This window comes from Chthoniobacter flavus Ellin428, from assembly GCF_000173075.1.
GTDB classification, from domain to species: Bacteria; Verrucomicrobiota; Verrucomicrobiia; order Chthoniobacterales; family Chthoniobacteraceae; genus Chthoniobacter; species Chthoniobacter flavus.
The window spans coordinates 98,359-109,813 of the sequence record NZ_ABVL01000021.1; the positions used below are offsets into that span (position 1 = coordinate 98,359).

The 11,455-nt window shown below is 61.4% G+C and carries 10 protein-coding genes and 1 pseudogene; 3 read left to right on the forward strand and 8 right to left on the reverse strand.

Translation table 11 applies throughout. The features are described from left to right. Positions 1 to 169 precede the first annotated feature (169 nt). The 7 genes from CFE428DRAFT_RS25225 to CFE428DRAFT_RS25255 are packed head-to-tail and all read right to left on the reverse strand — an operon-like array spanning position 170 to position 6,212. The gene (locus tag CFE428DRAFT_RS25225) at positions 170 to 1,228 is read right to left on the reverse strand and encodes a serine/threonine protein kinase (RefSeq protein ID WP_006982514.1); all 1,059 of its coding nucleotides are present in this window, start codon (positions 1,226 to 1,228) and stop codon (positions 170 to 172) included. Between the two features lie 35 nt (positions 1,229 to 1,263). Then, entirely contained in the window at positions 1,264 to 2,907 is a 1,644-nt protein-coding gene (locus CFE428DRAFT_RS34460; protein ID WP_006982515.1) for a trypsin-like peptidase domain-containing protein, read from the reverse strand. Between the two features lie 52 nt (positions 2,908 to 2,959). Next, positions 2,960 to 3,727 carry a PP2C family protein-serine/threonine phosphatase gene (locus CFE428DRAFT_RS25235; protein ID WP_006982516.1) on the reverse strand — a complete coding sequence of 256 codons (768 nt, stop codon included), beginning with the start codon at positions 3,725 to 3,727 and terminating at the stop codon, positions 2,960 to 2,962. Continuing rightward, complete coding sequence (locus CFE428DRAFT_RS36160) at positions 3,724 to 4,332, reverse strand: FHA domain-containing protein (protein WP_006982517.1); 609 nt, start codon at positions 4,330 to 4,332, stop codon at positions 3,724 to 3,726. Before CFE428DRAFT_RS36160 ends, CFE428DRAFT_RS25235 begins: the two co-directional genes overlap by 4 nt. Before the next feature lie 41 nt (positions 4,333 to 4,373). Beyond that, positions 4,374 to 4,661 (reverse strand): FHA domain-containing protein, encoded by a 288-nt coding sequence (locus CFE428DRAFT_RS25245; protein ID WP_006982518.1) that lies wholly within the window; start codon positions 4,659 to 4,661, stop codon positions 4,374 to 4,376. A gap of 4 nt (positions 4,662 to 4,665) precedes the next feature. Beyond that, the gene (locus CFE428DRAFT_RS34465) at positions 4,666 to 5,427 is read right to left on the reverse strand and encodes an FHA domain-containing protein (RefSeq protein WP_006982519.1); all 762 of its coding nucleotides are present in this window, start codon (positions 5,425 to 5,427) and stop codon (positions 4,666 to 4,668) included. After that, positions 5,370 to 6,212, reverse strand: a complete 843-nt coding sequence (locus CFE428DRAFT_RS25255; protein ID WP_157447629.1) for a vWA domain-containing protein — start codon at positions 6,210 to 6,212, stop codon at positions 5,370 to 5,372. Before CFE428DRAFT_RS25255 ends, CFE428DRAFT_RS34465 begins: the two co-directional genes overlap by 58 nt. 576 nt (positions 6,213 to 6,788) lie before the next feature. Here CFE428DRAFT_RS25255 and CFE428DRAFT_RS25260 point away from each other — a divergent pair. Beyond that, the gene (locus CFE428DRAFT_RS25260; RefSeq protein WP_006982521.1) at positions 6,789 to 7,904 is read left to right on the forward strand and encodes a hypothetical protein; all 1,116 of its coding nucleotides are present in this window, start codon (positions 6,789 to 6,791) and stop codon (positions 7,902 to 7,904) included. Between the two features lie 6 nt (positions 7,905 to 7,910). On the opposite strand, the gene CFE428DRAFT_RS34470 is transcribed toward CFE428DRAFT_RS25260, so the two are convergent. After that, positions 7,911 to 9,743: a bifunctional serine/threonine-protein kinase/formylglycine-generating enzyme family protein gene (locus CFE428DRAFT_RS34470; protein ID WP_006982522.1), complete on the reverse strand. Its 1,833-nt coding sequence runs from the start codon at positions 9,741 to 9,743 to the stop codon at positions 7,911 to 7,913. A 270-nt stretch (positions 9,744 to 10,013) separates the two neighbouring features. Between CFE428DRAFT_RS34470 and CFE428DRAFT_RS25270 the strand changes: the two genes are divergently transcribed. Together CFE428DRAFT_RS25270 and CFE428DRAFT_RS25275 are read left to right on the forward strand one after the other, a co-directional pair. After that, the gene (locus tag CFE428DRAFT_RS25270; protein WP_006982523.1) at positions 10,014 to 10,736 is read left to right on the forward strand and encodes an RNA polymerase sigma factor; all 723 of its coding nucleotides are present in this window, start codon (positions 10,014 to 10,016) and stop codon (positions 10,734 to 10,736) included. 110 nt (positions 10,737 to 10,846) lie between these two features. Then, positions 10,847 to 11,455: pseudogene (locus CFE428DRAFT_RS25275) on the forward strand (hypothetical protein); the annotation flags it as partial.

An 11,455-nucleotide genomic window follows, 5' to 3' on the forward strand; every position in this document is an offset into this window, starting at 1 on the left:
AGGCTCCGCGCGAAAACCCACGGATATTGGAGGTCCTTCGACTGCGTGTCCCGCCCGCCTTCGCCCCCCGGGACACTTCTCTCAGGATGACAGGCTTTTTTGGCCCGCTGTCGCTACATGCGGGGCACAATCTCAACGTTGGTTCGCATCGTCGGTCCATATCTCCTCATCACCCCATCAACAGATACGTGATCAACGTCGCCAGCGCGATAATCCCAAACACAATGCCCGCGATGATCGCCACCAGTTTCCAAAACGCGTGCTGGTTCCGTGTCCGCAGCCGCCCGAGCTTTTCCAGATAACTCGTCCGCTTCGAATGCGAGCGTTGCTTCGGCTGGCTGGCCTCGATGGCTTCACGCCAGGCATGAATCGTCTGCGGCCGATCTTCCGCTCGGAAACGCAACGCCCAATCCACCGCGCTGAGAAACCCGGCTGAGTACTCCTGCCCTTTCAGCCGTCGCGTGAGTGGCACCACGGGATCATGCGTCATCCGATCCGGCGCATTAGGGAAACGCTCGTTGGCCAGCATCGCACGGAAGAGCACCACGCCCATGGCATAGATATCGGTGTAAGGTCCCTGCGGCGAGGTCTTGCCGTACTGCTCGATCGGTCCGTACGGCGGAGTGAGGATCTGCTCCACCGGCCGGCTGCGGCTCACGATCATCTGCCGCGCGGCGCCGAAATCGAGGAGCAGCGGAATGTGTTCGCGGGTGAGATAGATATTCGAGGGTTTGATATCGCGGTGGAGATAGTTCAACCGGTGCACCGTCGCGAGGCCATCGAGCAACGGCATGAGCAGGCGGCGCAGTTCGTTTTCGTTCAGCCGATTGGGTTTCTGTTTATCGAGATGAATCTGCAGGTCGTAGCCGTCCTCGTAATTCATCACCATGTAACCCGTTCCGTTGGCCTCGAGGTAATCGAGGACCTTGATGACGTTGTCATGCTGCACCTTGGAAAGGATCGTGGCTTCCTGGCGAAACATGCGGACCGCTTCGACGAGGACCTGTTCATCCGACTTGGTCTGCACGACGACGCGATGAGTGCCATCGCGGATCACATAGTCCGAGGGAAACAGCTCCTTGATCGCCAGCCGTTTCCCGTTCTTCACATTCCGCGCCGCGTAGGTGATGCCGAATGTCCCCGGGCTCCCCAGGACGCGCTCGAATTGATAGACATCGAGGATGTATCCCGCGGGCAGCGGCTTGTGGGAAAACGAGGGCGGCGGCATGGGCGTGTCGGTCTCCTCGCTGGATCAGCCGAACTTCATAGCTTGCTGAAATCCAGCCGCACCTCGCCGAGGGTCAGCGTGTCGCCTTCGCGCAACGGCACTTCATCGAACGCCTTGGTATTGAACTGCCCATTGACCGCGGTGCGGTTCGACGAATTGCGATCCGCCACGAGAAACCGATCGCCCTCCTTGCGAATGGACGCGTGTTGCTTGGACACGCTGTCATCGTTGACCACCACGTGACAGAGCTCCGCGGTGCGGCCGAGCACGAGACGGTTGTTATTGCTGGCAAACATCATGTCCGTCACCTCGATGCGCACGCTGTCGCCCTTCGGCGTCCGACCGACCAACTGCCACTTGCCAAACCCCGGCAACGGCGCGGGCGAGGTCCGCAGCGAGGACGAATCGGCGACATCGAGCAGCTTGCTCTGCGTCGTGCCGAGCACTTTCGCCATGCGCGGGTCGCGCAGGATCGTGGTGAAGGTCGGCTTCTGGTTGAATTTGATGAGTCCGAGGATGAGGGCGACGATCGCCACGGCCACGGCCAATGCGATGGCCACGATGATCTTCACCGGCAGCGCCGCCGTCGGCAGGATCTTGTGCGTTTCCTGACCGATGACGTAGCCCACGTGATTGTCGTCCAGCCAGCCCTTGAGTTCGTTCGCAGCCGTGGCCCACTCGATCATTTCCTTGTCGCCGCTGGACACCTTGCTCATGCCGTCGCCGACCACGCCGAGGACCTGGCCACCGGCATTGAGCAGCGGACCGCCGCTGTTGCCATGCTTGATCGCGCAACTGTGCTGGATGGTGAGCACATCAGGATAACCCACGCCGAGGATGCCGTGCCGTTTCGAGATCAGCTCGATGTTGCCCTTGGTCACCGTGGGGGTGAAATAATTTTTCCACAGCGCCTTGCGCTCGACCACATTGGTGATGTCCCACGAAGTGGCCGCGGCGTCGGACTGCTTGAGATAGGAATCGATCGCCGAAAGCAGTTCGTTGCGTTCCGCGGAAACGGGACCCTGGTGATCGGCGACTTCACCGACGACGGCGTTGATCTCATTCTGGGTCAGCTTCCGGCGCAGCTTCAGGGTCAGGTCATTCACCACCCGCTGCGCCTTGATCATGATGATCTCCTTGCGAATTTCTCCCGAGCGATTGAAGTCCTCCACGGCGACATCGGTGATGCCCGGGAACCCCATGCTGTAGACTTCTTCGGAAGCGGTCGACTTCGTCTCATCGAAGAGCAGCGGCAAAGGCGTGGCCTTGAGCTGCGGGCACTGGATGATCGCCACGTCGCGGTTCGCCGATTGCCAGACGACTTTCGCCTTATGCATGAGGTAGCGGTTGCCGACCTTCTGCACGACCATCACCAGCTTCTCGGGAACCTCCTGCTTCACGTCCGGCGCCACCACGTGGTTGTTGGTCACGATGTAGCCGTCCTTGTTGATGACGAAGCCCGTGCCGAACGAGGAGTCGACCATGTTGACCGTCTCGCCGTTGGACATCTTGATGTGGAAGACATCGAAGCCCACGCGGTTGTTTTCCGCCGGCTCAGGGCAGAAAATGCGGACCGTGGATTCCTGCATTTCGTTACTCACCTGGGCGGTGGCCGGTGCGGCCAGCGCCAGGGCGAAGCAGAGGAGAAGGAACGCGAACAGATAAGTGGGAAGTTTCATATCTGAGCTGTTGAGAAACGGCGGGAGGTTGTGACGAACTTTTGCTGGTGGCTTACTCGTTGCGGATCACGGCGACGGTGGTGTTGTCCTGTCTCTTGCGGCCGAGTTCGTTGATGGCGATGAGCAGCGCGGTGGCGATATGCTCGGCGGATTCGCGGGCATTCGTCTGCATACGCTCGGCCACCTCCTCGTCGGTGAGCGAGGCGAGGCCATCGGTGGCCGCGTAGACGATATCGCCGCGTTGCAACTCGAAGGGTTGATCGCGCAATTCAAACTCAAACAACGGACGGGCCGCGATGGCCGAGCGCAACGCGTGGCGGTCGGGATGGTGCGCCGCTTCCTCGGCGGTCATCTCGCCGCGCGCCACCTGGTCGGCGAGGAGCGGAGCCATGGAGTGGTCGGCATTGACCCGCTGCACGACACCGTCGCGGAAAAGATACAGGCCGGAATCGCCGACGCTCACCCAATGCAGCCCCTGCGGGCTACGAACCACGGCGACGAGCGTCGAGCCCATGTGGCCGAAACTCTCGTCGTGCCGCGCGATCTCCTCGAGCAGGCTGCGCCGGCTGGCGTGCAACGAGCCCAGCATCCGCTCGCGGAGCGTCCCCCGGCTGAAACAGAAATGTTCGATGAACGACTCGACGACGATGCGGCTCGCCGTTCCACCGCCCTTGTAACCGCCCATGCCATCGGCCAGCACGAGCAGGAGACCATCGAGGCCGTCGGTGTCCGCGGAGAGCGGACAGAAGCCGTAATAGTCATCCTGCGTTTCGCGTGAGCCATGAACCTGGCGCCCGGCAAAATCGATCTCGGGCCTCATGAATTGTCCTGCCAATCGAACGTCTCACCACACAAGGCCACGAAGAGCAGCTCGGTATCGCCCATTTGCATGCGATCGCCGTTCTGCAATTGCGTCGGCCCAAGGAGCGCCTCGTCGCGCAGATAAGTCGGGTTGGTCCCTTCGCCGAGGGTGAGGGTGAATTTCCGGCCGCGCGGATCGTAGAGCAGCTTGGCGTGATTGAGCCGCGAGATCTGCGAATCGCCAAAGTCAAGGCAGGCGCGCTGGCTGGCGTCGCGCCCGATGCTGTTCCAGCCGTAGCCGAGCCGCACCGCATTGCCGCGGCCGGGGCCTCGGACGATGACGAGCCAGCCGACGACCGGGTCATCGCTATCGCCGCCGGATTCGGTGCGAGGCGCGAGGGGATTGAACAGGGTGCCTTCACCGCGATTCGGCGATGGGCGGAAGAGGACGGTCTTCTCCTCGCCGCCAGAGCGGATCGGTTTGACGGTCTCGCCGGCGCCGGAGAGGGTGTCGTCACGCTCGACTTTGCGGGTGGGGTCGGTGTCGTCGCTATCGCTGTTGGCGGCTCTCTGGAGTTGCTCCAGGGGCCGCACGATGCGGGTTTTTTCGTCGTTGTCGCTCATGGTGGTAACGGGGTTGGTCGATGATGGCAGGTGGTGGTGATTTAGGAATAGCGCGTAACGGGCTCCTGGGCTTTCCGCAGGAGGTCGCTGACTTGAATGGAGAAGTAACCGCCGAAGCGAACCTCATCGTCCCCGCTGACATACTCCTGCTTCACGGGCTTCCAGGCGCCGTTGCGTTTGATCGCGGTGCCGTTGCTGCTCCCGCAATCGACGAGGTAATAGCGGCCGTTGTCGGTGATGGTCAGTTCGGCGTGCAGGCGGCTGATTTGCTTTTCCGCGTCTTCCAACACGATGTCCGTGCCCTTGCGTCCGATGGTGAGGATTTTCATGGGCTTAGCTTTCGGAGTTGTTGTTGAGGACGAAGCGCAGGCGCACTTCGCCGAGTTCGATGACATCGCCTTCCGCGAGCGGCACCTTGTCCACCCGCTTGCCGCCGATGAAGACGCCATTGGAGGCTTCCAGGTCGGCGATGATGAATTTGTCGCCGCGCTTGATCAGTTCCGCGTGATGGCTGGAGACGCTGTTGTTCTTCATCACGATATCGTTGTCCTGCTTGCGGCCGATGCGAGTGGCCGCCTTGGTGATGGGATAGCGGGTCTCGTCGGCGTCGAGCGTGACCAGCCAGGCGAGGACCGCGGGCTCGGGAATCGGTGTCTCTGGCGGCGTATCGAGTGGCGCGATCGGAATGAATGGCTCGGTGACCAGCACGGGTTCCGGGTTCTTGAAACTGCGGATGAGCGCGACGAGCAGGAGCAGGAAGGCGACGAGCAGCACCGCCCCGCCGGCGATGGCCAGCGCGTAGTGCACGCGCAGCCTGGCCACGAAGAGCGCCCAACTGGATTCCGGAGAAACCACGGCAGGCGCGACCGGCTCGCTACGTACGACCGGCTGCGGCGCTTCCGGCACGCCGTTGGACTCGAAGCTCTGGGTGAACGTGTAGAGCTTGCCAAATTCCGTCTGCACCTTGCCCTCGAGGTTCACGGTGCCCTTTGGCGCGCTCAACTGGATCTCCGCCTGGCCGCCGGCGCTCATGAACTTCAGCAGATTGCTCTCCGCGTCCTCGGGCAGCTTGGGATCGCTGCCATCGGCGCGCAAGGGATAGCCGCCGGTTCGTCCGCGAGTGGGTCGAGCTTCTGCACATCGGCGCGCGCCTCGGTCGATTTCGGAAATCCGATGGTGCAGATGTGCACCTTCGCTTTGAGCGCGGCCTGCACGACATCCTGCTGCGAGACGACCTTGTCATTGGAAATGCCGTCGGAGATCAGCACGATGTATTTGCGATCCGCCGGCGTGCCGCTGAACCACTCGATCGCCCGCTTCGCTCCGAGATACAACTCCGGGGAGACGCCGTTGAACGTCACCTTCTCGATGGCCGAATCAACGATGCTCTTCTTGCTGCCCATCGGTGCCATGAGGTCGATGTTCCCCGCGGAGAACGTCGCCACACCGACTTGATACGGTGCGGTCTCGGCCACGGCGGAAACTTTGCTCATCGTGTCGCGGATCGTTTTCCACAATTTCTCGCGCGCCTTTTCGTTGGTGTCCTTGTTGTTGCCGAGCGTCTTGTCGACGAGCACGAGCACGGCGCAGTGATAGTTGGGCAGCTTGTCCGCCGGGGTGAACTTGACTTTGTCTTTTTCGACGGGTGTTCCATTGGCCGTCACGTCGAGCGACGAAACGCGATCCGGCGCCGGCAGGGCGAAGTCGATCTTCACACTCGTGCCGTTGTAGGGCTGGACGACGTCGATGGTTTTGAGCGCGGATTGCGCGAAGACTTGGGAACCCGCCACCAGCATCGCCACCCGAAGCCAGCCACGCGCTGCTGCCAATCCACGGGCCGCCACTTCACGAACATTCTGCAGTGAGGAGAAATCTCTCATAGGCAACCAGATTAGTTCTGTTAATCGATTCTGATTTTCACGCAAAGAGAGGTCAATTTGTTTGTTGGCCAGTCGCGGGCTGGCCGCGGGAACACGGGGTGCGATGCAAGCATCCGCAGGTGAGCTAGTTAGGTAGTTACCGAGGATCATTGGGGTGTTGGGGAGTTGCGTATTTATGCCCTGCTATTACGAACCCCGGTCCGTTTGTGACGCCGATCGGGGAAATTTTTGCAGATTGTTTGCCCCCTGGGAGGGGCGACTTTCCAGTCGCCCTGCGTCGCGTAGCGCCGCCCCACAGAGTGGATCTTTACCCACACCTTTCCTGACGGCGACGAAGTCGCTGCGGTGTAGTGGAAGGTTGTCCCGGAGGGACAAAGGAATTTAGCCGGGGGTACAGCGAGCTTGCGAGCGACACCCCGGAACACCTCCCCCAACACGGATGCGCCCCCGGAGGCGGCGCCGGAATCCTTCATCAGCGGGAGTTTCGCCCCTTCGCGGCGAATCGTGGGAGGACGCGGGATTACCTTGCCAAGGCCATGAAGCTGGAGCTATCAGCGAAGCTCCTCATCGCCGCTTATGAAGGCACTTTTCCTCTTCGCGATCGTCGCGCTTTTCTGTCCGCTGTTTGGCTTCACCACGACGATCGCCGCAGGATCGGGCAATGACATCTACGCGGTGGTCGAGATCGGGGCGAGCGGCGTGAAAGGCGTGGTCGTGCAGACCGTGGCGGAGAATGCCGATCCGGAAAATCCGCCGATCAAAATGCTCAAGCAGTACGAGCCGCTCGATAAGAATGCATTCACCGCGGAAGCGGCGGCGCGCGTGGGCGGGGCGGTGGCGCAGATGCACCGCCAGATGGTGGACGAATTCAAGGTGCCGGAGAATCACTTCTATCTCGTGGGCAGCAGCGGCATTCCGGCGGACGTGAAGAGCGCGATCGCGGGAAAGACTTTCCTCGAAGGAACGACCGTCGAATACATCGACGCCACCAAGGAGGCGACGCTCGTCTTTCGCGGCATCGTGCCGCCGCGCCGCTTCAGCCAGGTGGTCGTGCTCGATATCGGTAGCGGCAATTCGAAAGGCGCGTACGTCGAGAAGGCCAAACCCGAGGCGACGTTCAGCACTTACTCGATCCCGTGGGGGACAAAGACTTACGCGCAGGAGATCAACAAGGGGCGCAAAGATGGCTCGCAATTCATGGTGGTGGCCGATCCGCTGCGCAAGGAATTGGTCCTGCCGGCGGTGCAGAGCGCGGTGCGGGATTTTCCGGGGATGCAAAATTTGCGGCGCGTTTATCTCGCCGGCGGCACGCCGTGGGCCATGGCCACGTTGCTTCACCCGGAGGAAATCGGCCCGGATAAAAAAGGGCGCGAAAGCGCGTGGGTGAAAATCAGCGTCGAGGACATCGCGAAATATTACGGCAAGGCGACCACCGATCCCGCGGGACTTCTCCAGCCGGACCTGAGCGGCGTCCGCAAGGAAAACCGGCAGAAAGCAGAGAACGAAGTGGCGCGGGTGGGCAAGGTCTTCAATCACGATCAACTCATGGCCGGCGCACAGATTCTCAAGACCTTCGCCGACGAGATGCACTTCGAAAGAAAAGACGCCATCTACTTCGCCCGCCGCGCCCTCTACGCCTGGCCGCAGGGGTACATTTTGGAGAAGCTCGCGGCGGCGAATGCGAAGAACTAAGAAAACCTACCTCCCCGGCGGCACCAGCACGCAGCGGAACCCGATGAACGGCCGCCGGCTATCCGCGCTCTCGTGATATTGCGGCTTGTCGCGGCACGCGAGGGCATCGCCCGCGGCGTCTCTCCAACTCGCGCCCATCACCAGCATTTCGCCGCTGCCGAGATCCTGGTCCGCGCTCCATTCCTGCACATTGCTGCCGAAATCAAAGAGGCCCGCTTTATTCGCCCGGAACGTGCCCACTGGCGAAGTCGTGGCAAAGCCATCATCATAGTTCGCCACGATGGCGAAATTGGCGCCGAAACGTTTTCGCGCGGTGAGGTCGGCGTAATTGCCCGCGCCCTGCGGCGGCACGCTCTCGTCGCCCCACGGATATTTGTCATCCCCGCGCGCGGTGCGCCATTCGGCCCAGGTCGGCAGTCGATAAGTGATCGTCTTTCCGCTCCTTTTGCTCTCGGTCTCGGAGAGCCATTGGCAAAAGGCGTTGGCTTCATTCCAGCTGACCATCACCACGGGATGCGTCGGCTCGCGACCTACCGGCACCTTGTTGGTCGTCTCGGCCGTCTCCCAATCTGATGCTACCCCGGGGTGCCCGTGCGCATAGGCGGCGTAATCCACATGGCGCGTCTGATGAACGCAGAACATCACCTTCGTCCCGGCTACCGGGACAAACTTCATCGCGAGCGAATTGACGTAATCTCCGCCCTGCCACCCGCCGGCCGGGGATTCGATTGGTGCTCCGGGGGTGGTCACCACGTCCTTCGTCTTCGTTTCGCTGCCGGTGACGAAATGCAGAATCCCGCCACCCGCAACCAAAGCCAGCAGCGCCGCCCCGGCGAGCACCAGCACACCCTTGCGTTTCGCCGGTTCGGGATTTGGCGGCGTCACCCGTTTCGAGTCACGACGCTCCGGTCTCTCCACTTTCTCGACCACGAGCGGCGGGGCGTGCACCGATTTGCCCTTCGTCAAATCTCCCGCGAGCATGTGCCGCCATTGCATCACGCTGCGCGGACGGTCGTTGGGATTGACATGAAAGCCGGCATCCAGCGCGCGCAAAAATAGATCGCTGTATTTTCCGTGGTAACGTTGCGCCAACGCCGGAAAGCGATCGACGCTGGCGCAGCGATCCATGGACAGCGACGGGACCTCTCCGGTAATCGCATGGGCCATCACACCCGCGAGCGCATAGATATCCGTGTAAGGTCCCTGCGGCGAATCGGTCTGGTATTGCTCGATCGGCGAATAGCCCGCCCGCACCACGCCGGTGCTCGTCTTGTTCTTGTCCACCGTCGTGCGCGCCGCGCCGAAATCGAGCAGCATCGGCCGTCCCTCCGCAGTGACGAGAATGTTCTCCGGACTGATGTCACGGTGCAGCACATGATTGCGGTGCACGCAGTCCAGCCCCTCGAGCAGCGGAAAGAGAATGCCGCGTAACGCCTGCTCGGACGGCTTGCGATGTTTGCGCATCCACTCGAGCAGATTCTGACCGTGCACGAATTCCATGACCATGTAAGCGGTGCCGTGGCATTCCAGGAAACGATAGACGTGCACGATGTTCTCATGCCGCAGGCCGGCGAGAATACGCGCTTCGTTGATGAAACGCTGCTTCGCCCAGGCAAAGCTCTCCGCGTCCTCCGGCCGTTTGGGCATGACCGTCACACCCTCCACGCGCGTGGCAAAATCGCGTGGCAGCAACTCCTTGATCGCCACCTCGATATTCAACAGCGTGTCCTGCGCGAGATAGGTAATGCCGAACCCGCCCTGCCCCAGCACCTTCACCACGCGGAACTCCGCAAAACGATGCCCCACCGGAAGTGCGAGACGGTGGGAGGAGCCGATCATGGCGTGTTAGGATAGAGCATGGGATAGGAACATCCAACATCCAATGGCGCAAGCGCGTGGCGCGGACGCCCTCTTCATAGGGCACGCGCCCAAGCTCTCCGATCGGAGCAGGCCCTGCAAACCCTCGGCGGCTATCAACTATCAACTATCAACTATCAACTGCGGCAGGTCAGTTCCGACATGGACGGGTGGGTGTTTTTCCCCTATTCTCGCTCCGGCATGAACGACCCTGCTCCCCGCCCTTCGCGTTCGAGTCCCGCCACACGGGACATGCGTTTTGAACCGACTCGCTGGACGCTCGTCCTCAAGGCACGCGAACAGGAAAATACGCGGGAAGCTTCCAATGCGCTGGAAACGCTCTGCCGCACTTACTGGTACCCGCTCTACGCTTTCGCCCGCAAACAAGGCCATTCCGCACACGATGCCCAGGATCTCGCGCAGGGCTTCTTCTCCTATTTGTTGGAAAAGGATTTGTTTTCCTCCGCCGATCGCACGCTCGGCAAACTCCGCACTTTTCTCCTCACGGCGTTTACCCGCTACATCACTCGCGAACGGGTGCACGCTGGCGCGCAGAAGCGTGGCGGTGGCCGCCGGGTGGAATCGCTCGACGAGGAATTCGACGACGGCGAACGCCGCTACAAACTCGAGCCCGCCGATCGCGTCACCCCGGAGCAGCTCTACGCTCGCTCATGGGCGCTGTCCTTGTTGAAAGTGGCGAAAAAGCAAATCGCCGAAAAGGAAGCCGCCGCCGGCCGCGCCGCGGTTTTCAAGGTGCTCGAACCATTTCTCGAACAGGAGCGTGATCCGGGCATTAGTTACGACGCCATCGCGAAGCATCTGGGTATGTCGCAGGAAGCCGTGCGCAAAGCTGTGAGCCGCCTCCGCGAGCGCTACCGCGACGCCGTGCGCGACCAGATCGCCAGCACCCTGCGCGAGCCCACCGAAAAAGACATCGAAACCGAGATGCGCTCCCTGTGGGCGGCGCTCAGTTGACGGAGAATTTTAAACGCAGAGACACAGCGCGGCGGAGCCGCAACCAAAGGGGTGTTGGTTCGGGGGGAACTGGATAGACGCGGAAGCGTTAGCCGAATCGGATGGAGTTTATGAGAACAACCACTTCATCGACCAACGCCTCCGCCAGTTTTCTATCGCAGCTGGGGAGCAAAGTGAGCGGGATTTTACACGGGTTTGACCGCTTGCGTCTGCGCGGGACGCTGCGGGAGCTTTATTGTCCGACGGTCATGGAAGCCTATCTGTGTGCGCAGCATTTGCGCTATCGCGACTATGCAGGCTTGGTGGAGAAGCTGACGGCGAAGGTCAAGGCCTCGGCGGAGGCTTTGGCGGCCGAGCTGGCCCGGCCGCTGATTTATCTGCCCTCCAGCGCGCGCAGCAAAGAGCAGGCGGCCCGAGAGCTTGCCGCCCGGGATGGGATCCAGGAAGGGCTCATTGGGATCTTCAAAGCGGTCGAACCTTGCCAGGCTTACGCTTTACGGCGCCAGCGCGAGGCCAGCGGCTTTGAGTTTCGCATGGAGGTGCGCAAGTGCCTGCATTTCTACTTTTATTTCGCGCACGCGACTTTCGGTTTCATGCATGTGCGGCTCCAGAGCTGGTTTCCTTTCCGGGTGGATGTTTGCCTCAACGGTCGGCACTGGCTGGCTCGACAGTTGGAGGCGGCGGGGATCGCCTATCGCAAACGGGAGAACGCCCTGCTC